Consider the following 22,840-nt stretch of genomic DNA (forward strand, 5'->3'; position numbering starts at 1 on the left):
GCCGTGAATCCGCAACCGTGCGTCAGGCGACGACGGCCCGCTGCTTGCGTCGTTCACGGACGAAACGAACCGCCTCGATCACACCGGTGATGCTCAGCGCCGTGGCGAACGCCAGGTAGAACGCGATCGTGTGGTTGTCTTCGAAGGTCTGGCCGAACAAGAACCCGAGCAACGCCGCGTACGACGCCCACACCGCAACCGCCACGGCGATCCAACTCGAGAACCAGACGCGAGGCTGTTGGGTGACGCCCGACGACACCGTGAGGATCGTTCGACCACCCGGGATGAAGCGAGCGGTGATCAGCAGCATCCCGCCACGCTTCTTGATCTGACGGCCGGCGGCGTCGAGGCGTGCACGACGTTCGACCTTGCGATCCGCCCACCGATTGACGGGGCCCTTGAACTTCGATCCGATCAGGTAGGCCAGGTTGTCACCGATGAACGCACCCGTCGCTCCGGCGAAGATGACGAGGGCGATGTTCTGGTTGCCTTGCCCCGCGGCGACCCCACCGACGATGACCGTGGTCTCGCTGGGCACGATCGGCACGACCGAGTCGAGCAGCGCGATGACGAAGATGACGAGGATGAACCACCAGTTGGCAGACAGTTCGTCGAGACGATCCGTCACCTCGGTGAAGATGTTGGCGATCATGGGTCGGCATGACGATACGCACCCGAGCCATCGCTCGCGACGCATTCCATGCCGACCCCCGCTCAGTTCTCAGATGGTCGGCGGCGCCCAGGCTGCTGGTACGACGGGGCCGTCGTCGCGGCGACGGCGGGTTCCGAGCAGGAACAGGCCGGCGAACAGCAGCAGGGCTGCCATCCACAGCATTGCCGTCACGCCGGCGCCGGTGGTCGGCAGGACCGGTGGCGACAGCGCGAAGATCGCCGTGCGGATGTCATCGCCCGGACCCACGGTGATCTCGAAACGCATGTCGATGACGCCGTCAGGGTCGCCGGTCGGCACGACGTCGTTCGGGAACGTCGTCGGGTCGAGGACCACGGTGTACGTGCCGGGCAGCAGGTCGACGAACAGGAAGTCTCCGTTGTCGTCGGTGACCTGTGTGGCGATCACGTTGCCGTTCTCGTCGAGCAGGTTCACCGTGACGCCGGGGACGCCCATCTCGCCGGCGTCCTGCGTGCCGTTGCGGTTGATGTCGATGTAGACGTTCTCACCGATCGTCGCCGGCTCGACGAACGGGAAGTCCACGTCCGTCTTGTCCAGGTCGTTCGAGCGGATCGCGACATCGATCATCGTCGGACCGGCGGGGATGAACCCGTCGGGCCAATCGCCGGGCAGCACCTCGACCGTGTAGTCCCCGATCGGGAGACCACTCACCGAGTAGTCGCCGTTCTCGTCGGTCGTCGTGGTGATCACGATGACGCCGTCGGGCCCGTCGTAGGTGATCGTCACCGTGACACCGGGGAAGCCGTCCTTGCCCGGCACACCGTCGTCGAAGACGTTGCCGCTGATCGAGCCGGGTCCGGCGACGGCGAAGTCCTGGTCGACGTTGTTCTCACCGGGGGTGAGCGTCACGGTCGACGAGGCCGGGTTGCCGCCGTCGGCATCGCTCGAGGGTGTCACCGACTCCGGAAGGGTGGCCGCGTTCAGCACGACGCGAGTCGGACCGGCGGGAAGACCGGACACCGAGTACGTGCCGTTCGGACCCGTCACCGTGGTGATCACGAGGTCGTCCGGCGTACCGAGCACCCCGTCGACGCCCGCGGAGGTGACGGTCACGGTGACCCCTGGAACGGTCGGTTCACCCGTGTCGAACTCGCCGTCGAGGTCGAGGTCGAGGAACACGGTGTCACCGACACCAGCGGTGCCGACGTAGCCGAAGTCCTGTGCGAGATCCTCTTCAGCGGGAGCCAGCGTCAGCGTCGACATGGAGTCGTCGCCACCATCCGGGTCGGCCGTCGGGACGAGACCCGCCGGCAGGCCGGAGATCTCCACCGTGTACTCGCCGGCCGGCAGGTTCTCGACGAGGTACGTGCCGTCGTCGGCGACCGTCGTCGTGTAGACGATGTCGTCGGCGCTGACCACGTCGTCCTCGCCGAGCCACGTCACCGTGACGGTGGCGCCTTCGAGACCGGGTTCGCCGGCGTCTTCGACGTCGTCGCCGTCGAGGTCGAGCCACACCGTGTTGCCGATGCTTCCAGTTCCCTGATATCCGAAGTCCTGGTCGAGGTTCGTCTCGGCCTCGACGAGGGTCACGATGGTCGTGCCGTCGGCGGTGTCACCACTGCCGGGCAGTGCATCGGGATCCACGCTCGGTGCCAGCCCGGCCGGGAGGTCGGCGGCGTCGGGGGTGATCGTGTACGTGCCGGTCGGCAGACCGGTCACGAGGTACTCGCCGTCGGCATCGGTCGCGGTGACCGGGATGACGAGATCATCGGCCGTGCCGAACACCCCGTCGGGGCCGTGCCAGGTCACCGTGACGTCGATGCCGTCCAGGCGAGGCTCGCTGGCGGCACCGTCGTCGATGCCGTCGGCGTCGACGTCGAAGAACAGGGTGTCGCCGAGGCTGGCGGTCCCCTGGTAGCCGAAGTCCTGGAGGTCGTCGGAGACCCCACCGGTGATCGTCACCGACGACGTGCTGTCGCCGGTGCCGATCGTGTCGGGATCGTCGGTGTTGACCGCAGCGACGGCGATGCCGCCGACGACCGTGACCGTGTACGTGGCGTCGGGCAGGTTGTCGAAGCTGTAGGTGCCGTCCGAGTCGGTCTGCGTCGTGAACGTGCCGGTCGGCCCGTCGAGGGTGACCGTCTGGTTCGCTATGCCGGGCTCGTTCGGACCCTGCGTGCCGTCACCGTCGAGATCGAGGTAGATCGTGTCACCGATGCTGGCGAGTCCGGCGTAGCCGAAGTCCGCGGTGTCGTGATCCTCGCCGATACCGAGGGTCACCGGCGTGACGGAGTTGTTGTCGCCGTCTTCGTCGACGGTGTTGTCGACGCCGACCGGCAGGCCACCGGTCGGCGTGGTGTCGACGGCGACGATGTACTCGCCGGCGGGAAGGCCGGTGAACTCGTACGTGCCGTCGGCGAGCGTCGTCGTGGTGAACGTCTCGTCGTCGAGATCGCCGAGCACGCCGTTCTCGCCGGCCCAGGTGAGCTCGACGGTCACACCCGCGAGGCCGGGTTCGTCACCGTTGCCACCGACGGTCTGCTCCCCGTCGCGGTCGCGATCGAAGAAGACCGTGTCGCCGATGCGAGCCGTGCCCTGATAGCCGAAGTCGATCGTGTCGATGTCGGTGTTGGCCGGAAGCGTCACGGGCGTGGAGCCGTCAGGCGAGATGGTGGTGCCGTCTTCGTCGTACGACGGGACCAGTCCGGCCGGCAGCGACGCCGGATCGACCGCGACCACGTACTCACCGGCCGGGAGGCCGATGAAGACGTAGTTGCCCGAGTCGTCGGTGACGGTCGTCAAGACGATGTCGTCAGCTGCGTTGGCGCCGCCGACGATGCCGTCGGGGCCACCCCAGGTCAGTTCGACGGTCACGTCGGCGAGGCCGACCTCCTGGCCGTCGAGCACGCCGTTGCCGTCGAGGTCGAGCCAGACCGTGTCGCCGAGCGAGGAGTTGCCGGCGATGCCGAAGTCCTGTGCCACGTTCAGGCCGGAGTGGGTGGGGAGGTCGGCGCTGCCGTCCGGCGTCACGACGCCGTTGTCGGGGTCGTAGGTGTTGGTGAAGCCGGCAGGAACGCCGCCGGTCAGCTCGATGAGGTAGTTGCCCTCCGGGAGTTCGCTGATGAACCAGTCGCCGTCGCCAGAGGTGACGGTGACGAAGGGTTCGTCGTCGCCACCGGGTGCCAGATCGAGGATGCCGTCGGCGCCGAGGAAGGTCGCCGTCACCTCGACACCGTTGACACCGGGTTCGCCCGGATCCTGCACGCCGTCACGGTTGAAGTCCCACCAGACCCGGTCGCCGAGGCCGGCGTCGACGTCGAAACCGAAGTCCTGGGCGAGGTTGGTCTCGCCGGTGCCGAGGGTGACGGACGACATGGAGTCGCCGGCATCCGGGGCGCCCGCGAGATCGGGGTCGTCGGTGTTGTTCGCTCCCGGCGGCAGGCCGTCGGTCACGGCGACGGTGTACTCGCCGGCCGGCAGGCCGAAGAAGAGGTAGCCACCGTCGGGGTTCGCGTTCTGGACGATGACGATGTCGTCGGCGGTGCCGAGCACGCCGTCGAACCCGGCGAACGTCAGCGTCATCTCGACGCCGGCGATGCCGACTTCTTCGAGCGGGTCGCCGCGAACGCCGTCGCCGTCACGATCGAAGTAGACGAGGTCACCGATCGCACCGGTTCCGGCGAAGCCGAAGTCGTGGATCAGGTCGATCGTGGCACCCGCAAGATTGACCACGCTGGCCGAATCCGGGCCGACGAGCAGGTCGTCGGCGTCGTAGGTGTTGTCCATGCCGGCGGGCACGCCGCCGACGACCTCGACGAGGTAGTCGCCGTCGGGCAGGCCGGTCACGCCGTACTGGCCGTTCGCGTCGGTCGAGTCGGTGGTCACGACGATGTCGTCGCTCGTGCCGAGCACGCCGTCGACGCCCGCGTAGGTGACTCGCACCTGGACGCCTTCGAGGCGAGGTTCGACGATGACGGGGTCGATGACTCCGTCGCGGTCGACGTCCCACCACACGGTGTCGCCGAGGCCGTTGTCGCCCTGGTAGCCGAAGTCCTGGTCGAGGTCGTCGGCGCCGCCCGTGATCGTCACGTTCGACTGATTGGGCGTTGCACCATCGGGGTCCGCTGTGTTGACCGCGTCGTCGATGATCCCACCGACGACGGTGACGCGATAGTCGCCGTCCGGCAGGTTGTCGAAGGTGTAGGTACCGCTGGCATCGGTGACCGTGGTCAGCACGATGTCGTCGGCGTTGCCGAGGGTCCCGTCGGGACCCTCGTAGTTCAAGGTGACGGTCTGGCCGGGCACGCCGGGTTCGCCGACGTCCTGGGTGCCGTTGCCGTTCAGGTCGAGGAAGATCGTGTCGCCGATCGTCGCGGCACCGACGTAGCCGAAGTCGGCCGTCAGATGATCGTCGTTTGCACCGAGGGTCACCGGCGTCGAGGAGTCGTTGTCTCCGTCCTCGTCGTCGGTGTTGGTCATCGCCGTCGGCAGGCCAGCGGTCACGTCGACCTGATACTCGCCTTGCGGCAAGCCGACGACGAGGTATTGGCCGGCCGAGTTGGTGGTGGTCGTGACGACGACGTTGTCGCCGGTCGTCGCGAGGTCTCCATCGACCCCAGCCCACGTGACGGTGACCGTGACACCTTCGAGACCGGGCTCGTCGGAGTCGTCGCCGGGCAGGTCCTGGTCGCCGTCGGCGTTGCGGTCGAAGTAGACCGTGTCGCCGATCGACGAATCACCCTGGTAGCCGAAGTCCACGTCGGTGCGATCGGTGCTCGCAGCCAGCGGCACCAGTGCCGAGTTGCTCGGGGTGGTGGTGCCGTTGACCACGTCGTAGGTGACGGTCATGTTCGCGGGCAGCGTCGAGGAGTCGACCTCCACCTCGTAGGCGCCGGCCGGCAAGCCGATGACCGAGTACTCGCCGTCGCTGTCGGTGATCCGAACGAACGACTCGTTGTCGCCGGTCGTGCCGATGTCGCCGTCGGGGCCTGCCCACGTCACCGTGACGGTGACGCCACCGATGCCCTGTTCGCCGGCGTTCTGGATGCCGTCGCCGTTCTGGTCGAGCCAGATCGTGTCGCCGATAGAGGAGTCACCGGCGAAGCCGAAGTCCTGATCGAGATCGAGCGTCGTCAAGGTCATCGCCGAGCTCGAGTCGGGGCTGGTGACGCCGTCGTCGGGGTCGTAGGTCGCCGCGAATCCGGCGGGCACACCGCCGGTCACGGCGATCACGTAGTTGCCGTCCGGCAGGTCACCGAGCGACCAGTCGCCGTCGCCGGAGGTCGTCGTGGTGAACACCAGATCGTCGCCGCCGCCGACGACGCCGTCGGGACCGAGGTAGGTCACCGAGATGCCGACGCCGTTGATCCCGGGCTCGCCCGGATCCTGGACGCCGTCGCTGTCGAGGTCCCACCAGACTCGGTCGCCGAGCGAGGAGTTCACGTCGTAGCCGAAGTCCTGATCGAAGTCGTCGGCCGTCAACGTCACGACGCTGGTGCTGTCTCCGGTGCCCGGCGTGTCGGGGTCGTCGGTGTTGGTCGATGCGGCGGGCAGCGGTCCGGTCACCGTGATCCGGAAGTCCGCTTCCGGCAGGTTCTCGAACAGATAGTTGCCGCTGGCATCGGTGACGTCGGTGAAGTTCACGTCGTCGGCCGTGCCGAGTGTTCCGTCGGCACCGGCGTACGTGAGCGTCACCGTGACGCCTTCGAGTCCAGGCTCGCCGCTCACCGCCTGGCTGCCGTCGCCGTCGCGATCGAGGTAGATGGTGTCGCCGATCGACAAGATGCCGGCAGCGCCGAAGTCCTGGGCCAGATCGTTCTCACCGGCGGTGAGGGTCACGAGGGCGATGCCGTCGGCCGGGCCCGCATCGGGGTCCGAGACGAACGCCATCCCGGCGGGCAGGCTCGCACCGTCCGCGGTGACGGAGAAGTTGCCGGCCGGCAGGTCGTCGAACAGGTACTGCCCGACGGTGCCAGGGCTCGTCGAGGTCGTGGTCGTGTAGGTGATGTTGTCGCCGGCGGTGCCGAGGTCGCCGTCGGGGCCAGCCCAGACGAGCGTGACGGGGATGCCGCCGAGGCCGGGTTCGGTGCCGTTCTGCGTGCCGTTGAGGTCTTGATCGAACCAGATCGTGTCGCCGATCGAGCCGGTGCCGTCGAAGCCGAAGTCGACGTCGAGCTTGACCTCGGCTTCGCCGAGGCTGCCGTTCCAGACGCCGTTGGCGCCGACGAGCAGGTTGTCGAGGTCGTAGGACGGCGCGAGGCCGCTCGGGACGTCACCGGTGTCGACCGAGACGGTGTAGCTGCCGCCCGGCATGTCTTCGACCAGCCAGTCGCCGTCGCCATTCGTCGTCACGATGACGGTTTCGTCGTCGAGTGCACCCGGGCCGTTGAGGAACGTCACCGTGACGTCGACGCCGTTGAGGCCCGGCTCGCCCGGGTCCTGCACGCCGTCGCCGTCCACGTCGTACCAGACGCGGTCACCGATCGTCGCGAGGTCGAGTTCGACGTTGACCGTGTCGTCGGCGACGTCGGTGTAGTTGCGGTAGGTGACCGTCGGGTTCGCGGTGCGCGTCGCCTCCGAGGCTCCGTAGTAGCTCGGGACGTCCGCGGTGTTCACGACTTCGGCGCCGACGACTTCGTCGGTCTCGTCGAGCGTGCTCGGGATGGTGACCGAGTAGGTGATCGTGATCGAGGCGCCCGGCGCGATCGGACCCGCCGTGATCCACTCGAGCGTGCCGTCGCTGGGGTCGGTGTCGATCTCCGTCACGCCGACGGGCGGCGTGGAGGTGAAGCCGGTCAAGCGGCTGTCGGGGGTGTCGGTGATGACGATGTCGTGGGCCGGCGACGTGCCGGTGTTCGTCACGCGGACCGTGTAGGTCAGCGTCTCACCGGGCTTGGCGCGACGTTGGTCGGAGTCGCCGACCTGACCGTTGACGTCCTTGTCGATGACGAGGTTCGGCTCGATCGCGTCGACTTCGGCGATCTCGGGGTCGGACACGATGTCGAAACCACCCGGGGGCGGCGGCGACGTCGGCGTGCCGAGCAGGTCGGTGGTGTTGTAGTACATCCGCACGACGTTGTCGAGGTCGGCACCAGCGGTGACGTTGACCGCGTCGTCGAGGACGCGAGCGGTGTAGACGACGACGATCTCCTGGTCCTCGGGAGAGCCGGGCGGCAGATCGCCGATGAAGAAGCCGATCGTCCCGGTGTCGCCGGGAGTGTTCAGCGACGTGGCGGTGCGGGCCGGTGTACATGCGGTCGGGCCGGGCTCGACACAGTTGACCGACGACAGTGCCTCGAAGGCGACGCCAGCCGGGAGCACGTCGAGCATCGTGACGTCGAAGGCGACGACGTCGGCAGGAATGCGCGCGTTGACCGTGTACGTGATCAGGTCGCCAACCGTCGCCTCGGTGACGTCGGCCACCTTGTCGATGATCGAGATGACGGGCGCCTCGACGCTCTCGCTGGCTGACGCGGTGTAGGTGGTGCGTTCGTCGGCCGGGGTGCCGGCCATCGAGGTCGCGGTGGCAGCGACGTCGTTCGTGATCGTGATGCCACCGGTCAGCGGGTTGCGGACGCGGGTCTCGTAGGAGCGCGCGACCGGGGTGCTTCCGACCGACGAGATCGTCCAGGTGATCGTCCGCAGCGTGTCGTTCCACACGCCGCCGCTCGACACGGTGCCGCCGTCGAGGACGGCGGTGCCGCCGGGGCCCGTGAGCGGAATGAGATCCTCCGGGATGGTGTCGGTCACGACGACGTCGTGGGCGACGGAGCCGGAGTTCGACACCGTGACGGTGTACGTCACCTCTTCGCCCGGGTCGACGAGGTCGTCACCGGAGTTCTGGGACTTGGCCAGCGAGATGTTCGGCTCGACGATGGACGTGTTGACGCCCACGTTGCGGCTTCCGCCCGACCAGGTCAGTGTGGCGTTGTTGCGCCGCGTGACACCAGCGGAGTTGCCGACGACGTCGAGCACCGTCGCCACGGCCGTGACGGTGACGATGTCGTCACCGCTGCTCGGCGGGTTCGTGTACACCGACGGGAACGTCACCGTGAACTGCCCCGTCGTTCCGGTGAGCGAGAAGGTCCCGGGGAGTGCCACCGGGGCGGCCCCACCGGCTCCGTCGGTGTCGAGGGTCGCCGTCGCCGAGTCGAGACGCAGGCCAGCCGGCATCACGTCGGTGAGGACGGCGTTGTCGATCTCGGTGCCTTCGGGGACGGTCGCGGTGACGGTATAGGTGATCGTCTCGCCGATGGTGGCCTGGGTCGTTGCGTTGTTGCCGGTCTCGTTGACGCCGGTGGTGCGAGTCTTGGTGAGGCTGGCGTTGGTGACGCTCACGGTCTCGGTCGCCGACGGACCGGGATGGTCGATCGGCGGGCCACCGGAGTTGGTGGCGGTCTGGTAGTTCGTCATCTCGACGTCGTTCGTGTGCGTCGAGGCCGGGTTGAAGTCGCTCGGCATGGTCACCTGGTACGACAGGACGGTCTCACCTGCCGTGTCGACGACACCACTCGGGATCGGAGCTGCTTCGGTCGCGGCCGGAACGGTGACACCGGTCCACGTGAGGGTGGCGCGGGCCGCTCCGTTGTCTGCACACGTCGCACCGCCGAGATTCGTCACGTCGACGCAGTCGAAGCCGGGCGGCAACGTGTCGACGACGGTGGCGTTGTCGGCTTGCAGGAAGCCGTTGTTCGTGAACGTGATGTCATAGGTGACGATCTCGCCACCGTTGAGATTCGAGTCCGGCGTCGCCAGCTTCGACGCGGTGAGCACCGTCTCGATCAGGCGAACGTCGGCCTGGTCGCGGAGCTGGAACAGGCTGCCGTCGGTGTTGATGAAGCTGAACTTCATCAGGTTTGCTGCGATGTCGGCGTTCGAAGATCCGGCCGCGCTGGTGACGATCGACGACACGACCACTTCGAAGCGGATACCGGTCGGATCGGCGTCGGCGAGATCCCAGATGAGCACGCCCGCAGCTTCCTCGGCGGGAGTCGACACGAAGTTCACGCCGACCGGTGCGCCGCCGCCGAGGGGTACGCCGAAGTCGTTGCCGACACCGAAGTCCCAGCTCTCGTAGTCGAAGCCGGTCGGCAGGAAGTCCTTCACGAAGGGGCTCAACGTGTCGAGGTTGATCGGGAAGTCCACTGCGAGGCGCCAGCACACACGGTCGCCCTCGCGGTAGTCGAAGCCCAGCGTGTCTTCCCAGGTGCCGATCGACGAGCCGTCACCACACGACACCGGACCGGCTTGCGGCGCCGCGACGTCTTTGTCGATCGTGACCGGTCCGGCCGATTGGCGGGCCGACGACACGTCGGTGACCGACACGCCCGAGGTCGTGGTGCCAGCACCGTCGTCGATGACCGTGATCTCGGCCGAGATCGAGACGTTGTTCTCCCACGAGTCGTTCGAGGCGACCGGTCCGGTGGCCGGGGCCCGGTAGACCGTCAGCGCGTTCGTCGACATCGTGAAGACGGTGGACGAGTTGGGTGAGCTGTAGGCAGGGATCTCCCATTCGACGATCTGTTCGCCCGTGACGGGATCATTCGTCGGGCCGCTCGAGAGCGGCAGCGAACTCGACACGTACTCCAGACCGTTCGGGATCCGGTCGGTCACCGTGATCACGTCGTCGGTCGAGATCGCGTACTCGCTCGACTCGATCTCGAACGTCCACGTCGCCGATGCGCCCTGGACGAACGTCTCGGTGTTCACCGTCTTGTGGATGCTCAGGTCTTCCGCGGTCACCGTCTCCTCGTCGGAGTCGACGTAGGACTCGGTGTCGGTGACGCCGCCGAGGAAGGCGTAGTTGGTGAGCGGCTGCTCGTCGATCGTGAGCGGACCGGTGTTGTTGTCGAGGTTCGCGGTCGGGTCGGTGAGCGACGCCTGCACGTTCTCGCGCAGCGGGATCGCCGCGGCGTAGTCGAAGCTGACGCTGGCGCCCGGGGCGAGGCCGGCCGGCGTGAGCGCGTCCGCGCCGGAGGCGGCGATCAGGCTCGCCGCGTCCCACTCGACGCGGGTGTAGACCCCGGCGGGCAGCGGCGTGCCGCCTTCGACCGGGTCGGTGACGGTGGTGACCGAGGTCGGGGTGGGGCACGAGTTGGTGAGCGTCGGGTGCGGGGTGGCGTCGATGCGACGATCGGCTCCCGGCGGCACACCCGGTCCCGACTCGGTGTATTCGACGACGCCCGGCGACGAGTTGTCCTGCGCGACGCAACCGAGGAACTCGAGACCGGCCGGCAGGTAGTCGACGATGGTGAAACCACTCGACGCGAGCAACTGGTTGTTCTCGATCGTCAGCGTGTAGACGTTCTTGTGGTCGTGGAGACCGCGCAGCAGTTCTCCCTCGTCGGAGTTCTCCGACTTGGTCAGCTGGAACGGCAGCAGTTCGGTCAGTGAGCTCGCCGTCGCGAAGCCGTCGGTCTGGCCGTTGGCGACGTTGGCACCCGTCACCGGGTCGAAATCGGGAACGTCACGCGGATCGAGGCTGACGAATGCGCCCGCCGTGTTCGGGACACTGTCGCCGATCGACCAGACGAGTTCGTCGATCGTGAACGAGTAGTCGATGCTCACCGACGCACCGGCGAGCAGATCGGCGACGTTCTCCCAGATGATCACGGTCTCGCCGGTGCCCCCGATCGAGATCGTGCTGGTCGGCGCCGGATCGGCCGACACCAGCGACGCTCCTGCCGGCAGCGTGTCGGTGAAGCTCAGGTTGTAGCCGTCGTTCTCGGTGATCGCGTTCGACGCCGTGAGCGTGACCGGGATCGGATCGCCGTACAGCACCTCGCTGGGGGACGACTTGGCCAACTGCACGTCGGGGTCGCCATCAGCGAGCACCGGGGAGCCGGGTATCGACGCGCCGGTGACGACGAGCGCGGCAGCGACGAGCGTCGCTGCCAGTGAGATTCGGGGGAGGGTGTGCATGGTCGTCCGGTTCTGAGTCGGTGGCAGGGGTGCGAATCCGTCCCTCACGGGTCGCGAAGGTTCTCGGCTGATTGCTTCGGCACGGGTGACACAAGGCTTGAGGGTTTCTTGCCGAGCGATCCGAGAGCAGCGGCGGAGGTCGAGCGCCCGCTCGCCGCGGCCCAGCGTCTACGTTTGCCGCGTGCGCTCATCGACCACCGACTTCGCGACCGCCGCCGACGGCCGTCGCCAGCTCCGCCGACGCTGGCGTCCCGAGGGAACGACGCGGGTAGCGCTCCTCGTCGTCCACGGCATCGGGGAGCACTCCGGGCGCTACGAGTACGTCGGTTCGACGCTGTCCGGTCGCGGCATCGACGTACTGGCCTACGACCAGCGCGGATTCGGAGAGACGGCGGGCCGCCGCGCCTACGTCGATTCCTTCGCCGACTTTCTCGACGACGTCGAAGCGCTGCTCGCCGAGCGCCGCTCGCTCGACGTGCCCGTCGTGCTGATGGGACACTCGCTGGGCGGGCTCGTCTCGACGACGTACCTCGTCAGCGACCGCCCCCAGCCGGACCTCGCCATCCTCAGCTCCCCGGCGCTGGCCGCGTCGGTGCCGTCGTGGCAGCGGCTGTTCGCCCCGCCGCTCGGCACCGTCCTCCCGACGCTGAAAGTGCCTGCCGACTTCGACGGCACCGTGTTGTCACGCGACCCGGCAGTCCAGTCGGCCTACGAGCACGATCCGCTGCGCGTTCCGTTCTCGACCGCTCGACTCGGCCGCGAAACGCTGCGCACCATGGCCGCCACCGGTCGAGCGCTCGACCGGCTCCGCATCCCGACGTACGTCTTCCACGGCGCCGACGACACGCTCGTACCGCCGGCAGCGTCCGAACCACTCGGTGAACTCCCCAACGTCACCCGGACCGTCTGGCCTGGCCTGCGCCACGAGTGCCTGAACGAGCCCGAGCGCGACGAGGTGCTCGCCGAAATCCTCGGCTGGCTCGACGCACAGCTCGGCTGACCGGCAACCGAGCCACTCGTCGTCTCGCGCCCCGCAGCTACGAAATAGCGGCTTTGCGATCGTTCAGGAGTGCGGTGACGGCCTTGCCGTCGGCCTGGCCCTTCGACGCCTTCATCACGGCGCCGACGAGCGCCCCCATCGCCTTGCCTTCACCGGCGCAGAACTTCGCCCAGGCGTCGGGGAGCTCGGCGACGGCAGCGTCGACGAACGATGCGAGATCGTCGGATGCCATCGCCTCGAAGCCGAGTTCACCGGCGATGTCCGCCGGGTCGACCTTGCCGTCGCGGACGATCAACTCGGCGAGCACGGTCTTGGCCTGCGTTGCCGTGAGGTCCCCGCCCGCCTCCATCGTCGTGAGGTCGGCGACTCGCTGGGCCGCCACGACGTGGGCGGCCTCGGGCGACTCCTTCACGTACTTGACCGCGATCGCGGCATCGCCGCCGAGCCGCGCGACCTCACCGACGAAGGCGTCTTGCCCTCGGTCGACGATCACCATCACCGCCTCGGAGTTCGCCGCCATGCCGCTCAGGGCTGACAGTGACTCGCGTCGCTGCGCCGGGAGCACCGGGAGCGTTGCACGCACGCGTTCGATCCACGCGGGGTCGGGGTCGACGACGACCAGGTCGGGCTCGATGAAGTACCGATAGTCGTCGGCGTCTTCCTTCGAGCGCAACGTATGCGTCTTGCCGTCGTTCTCGTCCCAGTGGCGCGTCTGCTGGACGACGCGCTCGCCGTGCTCCATCAGCAGGATCTGACGCTTCGCCTCGTACTCGATCGCCCGACCGACCGATCGGACCGAGTTGACGTTCTTGATCTCGCACCGTGTGCCGAAATCATCGCCCGGCCGCCGCACGCTGACGTTGGCGTCGACTCGCATCGATCCCTCCTCCATCTTCGCGTCGGAGGCACCGACGGCGACGAGGATCGCACGCAGTTCCGACACGTACGCCTTGGCCTGCTCGGGGTGGCGGATGTCGGGGCGGCTCACGATCTCGACGAGGGGCACCCCGGCCCGGTTGAAGTCGATCAGCGAGTAGTCACTCCCATGGATGCGGCCGCCCGCTCCGCCGACGTGCGTCGACTTGCCGGTGTCTTCTTCGAGGTGTGCGCGTTCGATCCCGACGCGGAACCCGTCGGGTAGGTCGAGCCACCCGTCGACGTTGATCGGCTCGTCGTACTGACTGATCTGATACGCCTTGGGCATGTCGGGGTAGAAGTAGTTCTTGCGGGCGAACGTCGAGCGCTGGACGCGACAGTTCAACGCGAGACCGAGCCGCATCGCCAACTCGACCGCCTGGCGGTTGAGCACCGGAAGAGCGCCGGGGAGGCCGAGCGTGACCGGATCGATGTGCGTGTTCGGCTCGTCACCGAAACTGTTCGGCGACGCCGAGAACAGCTTCGTCGCGGTGGCCAGTTCGACGTGGACCTCGAGCCCGACGACCATCTCGTAGACGCTCTCACCGACGCGGTGCGTCCAACGTTCGTGGTCGGCGTTGGACGGGTGATACCCATCGTCGTTCGCGTAGACGATGCTCATGACACGGCTCCTTCCAGGACGGCGGCGGTTCGGAACATGACGTCGTCGTGCAGCGCTGGTGCGAGCACCTGGACGCCGACCGGCAGGCCCAGGTCGCCCGTCCCGAAGGGCACGCTCATCGCCGGGTCGCCGGTCAGGTTCGACGGGATCGTGTAGGTGTCGCAGAGATACATCGACAAGGGATCCGACGCCTTGTCGCCGAGTTCGAAGGCGACCGTCGGCGAGGCCGGGGTGAGCAGCACGTCGGCGCGTTCGTAGGCGGCGGCGAAGTCGTTCGCGATCAGTCGGCGCACCTTGAGCGCTCGGCCGTAGTAGGCGTCGTAGTACCCCGCCGACAGTGCGTAGGTGCCGAGCATGATCCGCCGCTTCACCTCGGCGCCGAAGCCCTCGGTGCGCGTGGCCGCGTACATCGCGTTGGTGTCGGGGGCGTCGACGCGCAACCCGAAACGGACCCCGTCGAAGCGGGCCAGATTGCTCGACGCCTCGGCCGGAGCGATCAGGTAGTAGGCGGTGAGCCCGTAGCTGAACGCCGGTACCTCCACGTCGACGATCTCGGCACCGGCGGCACGCAACGTGTCGAACGCGACCTCGAGACGCTCCTCCACGTCGGGGCTGGCGCCGGCCGGCAAATCGGTGATGCGACCGACTCTCAGCCCCGCCACGCCGAAGTCGAGTTGGCGGGTGAGGTCGAGCGGACCCTGCTGGATGCTCGTGCTGTCGCCGGGATCGTGACCCGAGATCGCCTCGAGGGTGAGCGCAGCGTCGGCGACCGTGTGGGCGAACGGCCCGATCTGATCGAGGCTCGACCCGAACGCGATCAGCCCGAGCCGACTCACCGCGCCGTACGTCGGTTTGGCACCGACGACGCCGCACAGCGCAGCGGGCTGACGGATCGAACCGCCGGTGTCGGAGCCGAGGCTGACAGCGGCGAATCGTGCTGCGACCGCTGCGGCGGATCCGCCCGACGAACCGCCCGGCACCCGCGTCGTGTCGTGCGGGTTGCGAGTGGGTCCGAATGCGGAGTTCTCGGTGCTCGATCCCATGGCGAACTCGTCGAGGTTGGTCTTGCCGACGACGACGGCGCCTGCATCGCGGAGGCGAGTGACCACCGTTGCGTCGTAGGGCGGCGTCCATCCCTCGAGGATCTTGGACGAGCAGGTCGTCGGGATGCCGCGGGTGCACAGGTTGTCTTTGAGAGCGACTGTCACTCCGGCGAGCGGTCCGGGATCGCGACCGACGGAGACGAGGTCGTCGATCGCTGCGGCTCGCTCTCTCGCTGCGTCGGCGAGCACGAGATTGAACGCATGAATGTCACTCTCACGGGCATCGATCGTCGTGAGAAATCTCTCGACGACATCGGCCGCCTTGACGACGCCGTTGCGGACGTTCCACGCGATGTCGGTGGCCGACGTCGGCCCGTTGCTGGTTCCGGTCTGGCTCGTGTCGGACGTGTCGCTCATCAGTCGTCCAGACCGATGATCGGCGGTACACGGAAGCGACCGTCTTCGGAAACCGGAGCAGCAGCGAGCACCTCGTCGCGATCGAGCGTGTCGCCCACCACGTCGTCGCGCATCACGTTGGTGAGCGGGATCGGTTGCATCATCGGCTCGACGCCGTCGAGGTCGAGCGCATCGATGTCGGCGAAGTGGTCGAGCATGTTGCCGAGTTCGTCGGTGGCGATCGCCAACTCGTCGTCGTTCAACGAGAGTCGTGCGAGCGATGCCACCTTGGACACGGCGTCCGGGGTGATGCGTGAAGACACACGCCGAGGATACCGACGTCGGTGCTCGCCACCCGCGACCCGTTTCGTCCCGGCCGACGACCGCGGGTCACAATACGGCGATGAGCGAACTCGACACCATCAGCACGATCACCGCCATCGCCGGACCGACCGGCAACATCGGAGCCAGCTTCTACTTCCATCCGGCGACCGTCGCCGCGAGCAAGGAGATGGGCCTCGACGGATTCAAGATGTACATCCTCGGGCGCGGCGGCGTGCTCGGCGACGCGCCCGCGTCGGTCGTGTCGGCCGCGTTCGGCTACTTCAATCCTGCGGTCATCGCCGGCACGTGGGAGAAGGCGAAGTCGATCGTCGCGCCGCTCGAGGCCGCGCAGGCGTACTTCGACATGTGCGGCGCCGTCGGCCGTGACGCGTTCGCCGACATCGACGAATCCGTCCTCGCCGACTACGTCGCTGCTGCCGATGTCGTCATCTCGTCGGCGAGCCCCGCCGGTCTTGCGCTGTTCGCCGGCATCGCCGACCTGCGTTGCGCCGAGGATGCAGCGGCATGCGCGATCCAAAAGGCCGCGGTGCTGCGCGAACTGCGCGGGAGCGCGCACCTCTGTGCCGTGCTCGCCTGTGGTCTGACCGATGCGCAGGCGCACGCGATCAAGCGCCCGGGCGACGTCGCGATGTTCGGCTGGGAAGAGGCCCCCGCCACCCCGATCGACGGCAACGAGCGGATGGAAGCAGCCGAGGCCGCGACGAACGTCATCCTCGAGCCGGCGTTCGCCGCGCTGAGCGACGAACAAGCCGCGGCGCTGATCGCGGGCACCAACGCGATGGCCGCCGCCCTCGGCGTCTGACCCGACGTCCAGGTCGCACGGAGCGAACCGGGGGCCGTCTGCTCAGAGCAGGCGCGTGATGCGCGTCGCCAGATGCTCGCCGAGTGCGACCAGGTCGTCGAACTGCTCGGGGGTGAGAAACTGATCACCGGTCGAGTAGTCGGGGAACTTCAGGTCGCGGCCCGCTGCCAGTCGAAGATCGTGCGGTGCCGAATCGCTGATCTGTGCCTTCGCGTAGACGAGTCGCGTGACGTGCTCGCTGCCGTCGCGAAACGTCGCCGTACCGGTCGTGGCGCAGTCGGTCGGCACGTCGTGCTCGGGCCACGTGATCGGGTCCCACTCGAGGTCGATCTGCACGTTCAGTTCGATGTCGGCGAGTGCGATCGCCTGGCGCAGCGTCGCGAAGCTCCCCCTGCGATCGCCGCTCGCGTCGAGCACGATGATCCGATCCGGACGCTCACGGAGTTGCTCGACGAGACCGAGGTTGTCGCGATGTCCGCCGTCGGTGACGTAGACGAACGCATCGTCGTCGGGGTCGTAGCGGTTGAACAGCTCCTTGGCGAAGTAACCGAGGTGGACCCGCGGCGGTGGGTGCTCCTCGGCGAACCACGTCCGCCGATTCGGGTTCGGCACCCACATCCCGAGTCGCAGGTTGACCGCCGCCAACAGCGAGTTGGTGCTACCGAACGACTGACGCCCCATCGCCGACGAGAACGCCGCACCGGCGAGCGCCATCGATCGTGACACAGTCCACCGACGCGGGAATCCCTGCCACGACGAACCGGGGATGTACCGCGCCGCCGGGAGCCCCGGAGTCTCGTCGTACAAGCTCATCGCCACCGGACTGAACGCGAACCCGAGGGCGGGCAGGCCCCCGTGCTGCGTGACGGTCGACTGCGCCGTGCCACACAGGACGAGTTCCGGGCCGCGGGCGCCGACGTAACCCTCCCAGGTCGGCTCGCCCCAGTACGTCATCGGCACCCTCAGCCCGGCGCCATGGGTCTCGGCGGTCAGCAAGAACGTCCCGGCGAGCCGTTTGCGATAGATCCCGTTGAGGGTGAGGCGGTGCGACGGGATCAGATCGGTGGCGACGAGCCACACGATGCCGATCACCGGAACCCAGAGCCCGGCGAACACTCCATCGAGGTTGGCGCGGTCGTCGGCGACCTTGCCGGCGAAGGCGAACATCCCGACGAGCAGGAAGACCCCTCCCAGTCGCGACCAGCGCTTGGTGAGTTCGGACTTGAGCACCCGCCACACGGCAGCGGCGAGGCCGGCGCCCGTCACCACTCCGAGGATCGTCACGTTCGTCTCGGCCTCACCGGAGATGATCGACATCACGTCCCGACCGGCCCAGATCGCGACCGGGAGTCCGACGAGTGCGATGAGCAATGCGAGTCCGAGCCCGCCGACCGCGACAGCGACCGATCGAGCGCGACGACGCAGCGACGGATCCGCCGAGAGCAGACTCGCCGCGAGCACCACCAGGCCGAGCGCAGCGGGCAACGCTCCGGGGAGCACCTGGCGCCACGAGACGACGTCGGAGAACGCCATCGCCGCCACGACCTCGCCGTCGACGACGCGTTCCTTGTTGGAGAACCCGGGCACCACCGCCCAGCTTCCGGTCGACCATCCGACAACCCAGCCGGTGAGCATCGCCGCCCACACGACCGATCCGAACACGATCACCGTGCGCACGATGGCGCCGACGATTCCTCCGAGCAGGGAGCCGAATCCGTTGTCGAGGTAGCGGAGACGCGCCTTCACCGATCGCATCCACGGATGGTCGGGCTCGAACAACTCGATGTCGTCGCACGGCAAGCTCGAGGCCCGCCATCCGCCGGCGGCGAAGCCACCGCCCGAGACCGCATGCAACCATCTGGCCCGCTGGAACGTGCCGTCACGTGACAGTCCCCGCAGCGCGCCGAGCACCACCGACGCGGAGCGAATACCTCCACCGGACGCCGTGATCCCGAGCACGTCGCTCGCGGTCGATTCGGCGCTGCCGTCCGGCTGCTCGTCGACGGTCTGCTCGCCGACGGTCTGCTCGTCGACGGTCTGCTCGCCGGCGTATCGCTCGTCGACGGGGTCCTTGGCGGGGGGCTGGGGTTCGTCGCCGAGGAGTCGGGTCATGCCTGGGCGAACCGCTCCGGCCGCGATCGGTCCGATGACCAAGCCGAACCAGCCGACGAACGCAAGCAGATACGCCGCCCACTTCCACCACGCGATCGCAGCGATGAGATGGGTTGCCACCGTCGGCGGTGTCGCGTCGTCGAGCCAGATCAACTGACCGCTCGTTTCGATCAGGTCGAGCGTTCCGGCGACCACTGCGATCCACGGCATCTTCGACCACAGCCATCGATCGCCACGACGCCGCAGCGGCGCCCAGTGCCGATGGCCTGCAGTGAGCAGCAGGTAGCCGACGACCGCGAACGACGCGGCGAACGCGAGATCGAGCAGGAGCGCCATGCGTTGGTCGGCGAGATCCGGGGCGGCCAGGACGATCATGCCGTCGTCGCAGAACTCCACCGAGTCGGTGGCGTCGCGGGCGGCGAGCAGCCAGCGACACGGGTCGCCGGCGAAGTACAGGCGGATCAGATACTCGCTGTCGACGTAGCGCCCGATGAGCAGGAAGGGCACCAGCGGGATGAGGGCAGCGGTCGCCCACCATCGTCTCGGCCCCCGACGCTCCCCCATCGCCGCCAACCTAGTGCTGCGTCAGCCGGTGTTCGGTATGTCGATCAACGGCACATCGAGGCACCCACCAACATCCTCCCTGCCGGCTCTGCGCTGGCCCAACGACGCAACCGCTCGAACATTCTGATCAGGTCAGATGCCGCCTGAAGGGGGTCTCACTCCTCGCTGCTCGAGTGCTGCCGTGGAAGTCCCCCGGTCTGACGGACGGGGTTGATGTGGATGATCATGCTGCGTTTGCTTCTCGTGAAGCGACCGGTCAGCTTGGCGACGACGTCGTTCCACTGTCGCTTCACGTACCTGAGCATGGCGGTCAGCGACATACCCTTCGCCCGATGGAAGTACTCGCTCAGTCTCCATGGAACTGGACGCTCGTTGCCGATGGCGATGACCTGGTCTTCGACGCCGCGATCCTGGCCCAGGGGCCGATGTCAGGCCAGTACTACTCGGTGACAATCGTCCTCAGTTCCGAAGAAGCCGGGGCCTACGCCGAGCGGGGAACCGCAGCGCTCGATGAACTCGCCGAGCAGATGAACCGTTCGACGAAGAGGTATCTGCCACGCAAGCGTCTCGGCCTGGATGCTCAGATCGGCGAGGCGTGTCTCAGGTGGCGGGCGGAGCGATCGGCCGGCCCGGAAGCAGATGCTCGAGGGCCTCGAGTTCGATTGGACGCATCGACGACCAGAAGATCTCCCATTCGTCTGCTGCAGCGGACGCTTCGGATTCGGTGAGGTCGTGACTGCGGACCGCTGCTGCGAGCGCAACGCCGGCGCGGCTCCCTACCCACATCTCCTCACGTTCGATCGCTACTCCTGGTCGACATCAGCGAGGACGGCTGCGATGTCGTGAGCGTCAGCGAGCAGACGGACGACATGGACGCGATCGCCGCTGGCGAAGGAGGACCAGCGGCACGGGAAGTTCGGGACCCGGCGGACACGCAACCCTTCCGCACGACTCGCCCACACGCGGCGACCCGGCACCTGGCATCCGGCCAATCTCGTCCAACCCCGTCGTCGCTGCGTCGAAGCATCGTTCGCCGAGGTCGGAGCCGCCCTCAGCTCGGTAACAGTGGGCTCGTTCGATGAGATCGACTTCGGCTTGCGGGCGAAGAATCGAACGCGTCACGCATCAGCGCCGAGTGCCCGCTCGTGCAACTCGGCAAACACGTCGTCGGTCACTTCGCGCCCTTCGCCCGATGCCAGTCCGTCAGCGATGAGATCGCGACGGCCAGACCCCAGTGGCCGCCAACACCGGCGTCGGACACCGTGGTGACAGACACCACGTCGATGCTGCTCAGAGGCGGGTCAGGGAGAACAGGACGGCGGACTCGGGGTGGAGGCTCGGTGGTTGGATCCCGTGGATCGCGAGTTGACGTCCGGTGAGCACCACCCCGCCGGGCTCCGCCATCCAGTGGGGGCGGGTACGACCCGGGCCACGGGTTTCCATGGGCAGTCCGAGATGCTCGACCCGGTACGACGCCGCCAGGTCGAGGCCCGGGAGACGGAGCGGCGGGGGTGTCAAGCTCGCCGCGGACGTCAGTTGCGCGAACGAGACGATTCCCGCCGAACGGTCAGGCGCGTACACGCCGTGCGCGCAGTACTCCGACGCGGTGTCGAAGCGCACGCTGTCGCCACCGTGGAAGAGCCCGCGGTACTCCTTGTGGAGCGAGACGACGGCGCGCAGCGCGGCGCGCTCGTCGTCGCTCAGCGATGTGATGTTCCACTCGATGCCGAGATGACCGAACAGTGCTGTCGCGGCTCGGAACGCCAGCGTCTGCGTGCGACCGGTCGTGTGCGAGGTCGGTGGCCCGATGTGGCAGCCCATCACCTCGGGCGGAACCAGCATCGAAGCGCCGCGTTGGATGGTCTGGCGCTCCAGTGCGTCGTTGCAATCACTGGTCCAGACGCGCTCGACACGTCGAAGGATCTCGTGGTCCACCCGCCCGCCACCGCTCGCACACGACTCGAACTCCACCTCGGGATGCGCCGTTCGTAGTTCGTCCAACAGGCGGTACACCGCCAGCGTCTGGGCGTGCGTGCCGGCCGCTCCGTCGATGCCGCTCGCCTGGAGATGATCGCGGTTCATGTCCCACTTCACGTAGGAGATGTCGTGATCGCGCAGCAAGGCGTCGAGGTGCCGGTGGATGTGGTCGTACGCGTCGGGATGTGCGAGATCGAGCACCAACTGACGACGGCCGAGCACCGGCTCGTACCCGTCGGTCACCAGCGCCCACTCGGGATGAGCCCGGTGCAGCTCGCTGTCGGGGTTGACCATCTCGGGTTCGACCCAGATGCCGAACTCCATCCCGAGCCCGACGACGTGGTCGATCAGCGGCCGGAGTCCGTCCGGGTACACCTCCTCCGACACCCACCAGTCGCCGAGACCGCGCGAGTCGTTCCGTCGCGACCCGAACCAGCCATCGTCGAGCACGAAGCGTTCGACCCCGAGGTCGGCGGCGCTCGACGCGAGTGAGCGCAACGTGTCGAGGTCGTGATCGAAGTACACCGCCTCCCAGGTGTTGACCAGGACGGGACGGGGCGTGTCGGGATGCGCCCGGTAGCTGCGCGCCGCACGGTGGAACCCCCACGTCGCCGGGGTGAGCCCACTCGCAGAGAACACGCCGACGAGGTCGGGGGTCGTGTAGGTCTCGCCCGGTTCGAGCACGACCTCACCGGAGTGCAGGAGTTCGCCGCCCTGCACGTAGCGGCGACCGTCGGCGAGCCGGTCCGCGACGAGCTGATGGTTGCCGCTCCAGGCGACGTGCACGCCCCACACCTCCCCCTGCCACTCGCCGAATCCACGCGGCCCGGCGAACAACAACGGCGGGTCCTCGTGCGAGGTGCGTCCGCGCCGGTTCTCGATCAGGTGAGCACCGTGACGCCAGTCGATTCGATCCGGCTGGAACTCGCGTGCCCACCGACCCGAGAAGGTGAGCAACTCGTCGGCGAACTCGGGAAGTGGAACGGTGACGGTCAGGCCGTCGAGCGAGTAGCGACGATCGCCGAGGTTCTCGATCGTCGACGACACGGTGAGCACGTCGCCGAGCGCGATCGACGTCGTCAATGCCAGTCCGGCGGCCTCGTCGACCGCGTCGACGGTGAGACGATGCTCGACCGCCGAATGCGAGACGGTCGTGAATCGGGGTGACCAGGCTCGCCCGCCGCCGCGTCGACCGGCGACGCCGGGTCGCCCCGTGAACCCCGACCCGTGTTCGGGCACCACGCTCACCGGAGCGACCGCATCGAAGGTCCCGTGCACCAGCGGACGATCGAGGGCCGAGACCATCGCAACCATGTCGGCGTGCATGTCGGAGCCCTCGCCGAGCGGCGCACCCCAGTGGAGGATCGTCGGTGCGCCGGTCGACGCGTCGACCACCACCTCGACCTGCTCGCGTACCAACCTGACGATCTTCGACATCGCTCCCCCTGAGTCGTGTCAAGCTATCGACTGAGCGCTCGCGGCACCCGTTCGCGGTGCCACTCGACCGGGGCGC

10 protein-coding genes are annotated in these 22,840 nt (G+C 67.8%); 2 read left to right on the top strand and 8 right to left on the bottom strand.

The window, feature by feature from the left end; genetic code table 11:
* Positions 1-22: 22 nt before the first annotated feature.
* Both ACE37B_RS17655 and ACE37B_RS17660 read right to left on the bottom strand, forming a co-directional pair.
* Positions 23-652, bottom strand: a complete 630-nt coding sequence (locus tag ACE37B_RS17655) for a DedA family protein (protein ID WP_409924655.1) — start codon at positions 650-652, stop codon at positions 23-25.
* Positions 653-721: 69 nt separating this feature from the next.
* The gene (locus tag ACE37B_RS17660) at positions 722-11,551 is read right to left on the bottom strand and encodes an SdrD B-like domain-containing protein (RefSeq protein WP_409924656.1); all 10,830 of its coding nucleotides are present in this window, start codon (positions 11,549-11,551) and stop codon (positions 722-724) included.
* Between the two features lie 181 nt (positions 11,552-11,732).
* Between ACE37B_RS17660 and ACE37B_RS17665 the strand changes: the two genes are divergently transcribed.
* The gene (locus ACE37B_RS17665) at positions 11,733-12,551 is read left to right on the top strand and encodes a lysophospholipase (protein ID WP_409924657.1); all 819 of its coding nucleotides are present in this window, start codon (positions 11,733-11,735) and stop codon (positions 12,549-12,551) included.
* 37 nt (positions 12,552-12,588) lie between these two features.
* Here the strand turns inward: ACE37B_RS17665 and gatB are convergent, their stop codons facing one another.
* The 3 genes from gatB to gatC all read right to left on the bottom strand — a co-directional run bounded on the left by gatB (position 12,589) and on the right by gatC (position 15,850).
* Positions 12,589-13,995, bottom strand: coding sequence for an Asp-tRNA(Asn)/Glu-tRNA(Gln) amidotransferase subunit GatB (gatB, locus tag ACE37B_RS17670; protein WP_409924693.1), 1,407 nt, complete (start codon positions 13,993-13,995; stop codon positions 12,589-12,591).
* An 89-nt stretch (positions 13,996-14,084) separates the two neighbouring features.
* Complete coding sequence (gatA, locus tag ACE37B_RS17675) at positions 14,085-15,548, bottom strand: Asp-tRNA(Asn)/Glu-tRNA(Gln) amidotransferase subunit GatA (protein ID WP_409924658.1); 1,464 nt, start codon at positions 15,546-15,548, stop codon at positions 14,085-14,087.
* Positions 15,548-15,850 carry an Asp-tRNA(Asn)/Glu-tRNA(Gln) amidotransferase subunit GatC gene (gene gatC, locus ACE37B_RS17680; protein ID WP_409924659.1) on the bottom strand — a complete coding sequence of 101 codons (303 nt, stop codon included), beginning with the start codon at positions 15,848-15,850 and terminating at the stop codon, positions 15,548-15,550. The genes gatA and gatC overlap by 1 nt, the downstream gene beginning before the upstream one ends.
* Before the next feature lie 80 nt (positions 15,851-15,930).
* Between gatC and ACE37B_RS17685 the strand changes: the two genes are divergently transcribed.
* Positions 15,931-16,674, top strand: a complete 744-nt coding sequence (locus ACE37B_RS17685; protein WP_409924660.1) for an SCO6745 family protein — start codon at positions 15,931-15,933, stop codon at positions 16,672-16,674.
* A gap of 42 nt (positions 16,675-16,716) precedes the next feature.
* Here ACE37B_RS17685 and ACE37B_RS17690 read toward each other — a convergent pair whose 3' ends face one another.
* The 3 genes from ACE37B_RS17690 to ACE37B_RS17700 form a co-directional block, all read right to left on the bottom strand.
* The gene (locus ACE37B_RS17690) at positions 16,717-19,350 is read right to left on the bottom strand and encodes a hypothetical protein (protein ID WP_409924661.1); all 2,634 of its coding nucleotides are present in this window, start codon (positions 19,348-19,350) and stop codon (positions 16,717-16,719) included.
* A 600-nt stretch (positions 19,351-19,950) separates the two neighbouring features.
* A complete protein-coding gene (locus ACE37B_RS17695; RefSeq protein ID WP_409924662.1) occupies positions 19,951-20,136 on the bottom strand; it encodes a hypothetical protein in 186 nt (61 codons plus the stop codon).
* Positions 20,137-20,640: 504 nt separating this feature from the next.
* Positions 20,641-22,764, bottom strand: coding sequence for an alpha-galactosidase (locus ACE37B_RS17700; RefSeq protein ID WP_409924663.1), 2,124 nt, complete (start codon positions 22,762-22,764; stop codon positions 20,641-20,643).
* Positions 22,765-22,840: the final 76 nt, after the last annotated feature.

Source organism: Ilumatobacter sp., from assembly GCF_046290335.1.
Lineage (GTDB): Bacteria > Actinomycetota > Acidimicrobiia > Acidimicrobiales > Ilumatobacteraceae > Ilumatobacter_A.

Excerpts from the sequence above, each read along its gene's own strand:
- ACE37B_RS17655 (WP_409924655.1), bottom strand. The coding sequence starts at position 652 with ATGATCGCCAACATCTTCACCGAGGTGACGGATCGTCTCGACGAACTG.
- ACE37B_RS17700 (WP_409924663.1), bottom strand. The coding sequence starts at position 22,764 with ATGTCGAAGATCGTCAGGTTGGTACGCGAGCAGGTCGAGGTGGTGGTC.
- gatA (WP_409924658.1), bottom strand. The coding sequence starts at position 15,548 with ATGAGCGACACGTCCGACACGAGCCAGACCGGAACCAGCAACGGGCCG.
- gatB (WP_409924693.1), bottom strand. The coding sequence starts at position 13,995 with ATGGTCGTCGGGCTCGAGGTCCACGTCGAACTGGCCACCGCGACGAAG.
- ACE37B_RS17690 (WP_409924661.1), bottom strand. The coding sequence starts at position 19,350 with ATGGGGGAGCGTCGGGGGCCGAGACGATGGTGGGCGACCGCTGCCCTC.
- ACE37B_RS17695 (WP_409924662.1), bottom strand. The coding sequence starts at position 20,136 with ATGTGGGTAGGGAGCCGCGCCGGCGTTGCGCTCGCAGCAGCGGTCCGC.
- ACE37B_RS17685 (WP_409924660.1), top strand. The coding sequence starts at position 15,931 with ATGAGCGAACTCGACACCATCAGCACGATCACCGCCATCGCCGGACCG.
- ACE37B_RS17660 (WP_409924656.1), bottom strand. The coding sequence starts at position 11,551 with ATGCACACCCTCCCCCGAATCTCACTGGCAGCGACGCTCGTCGCTGCC.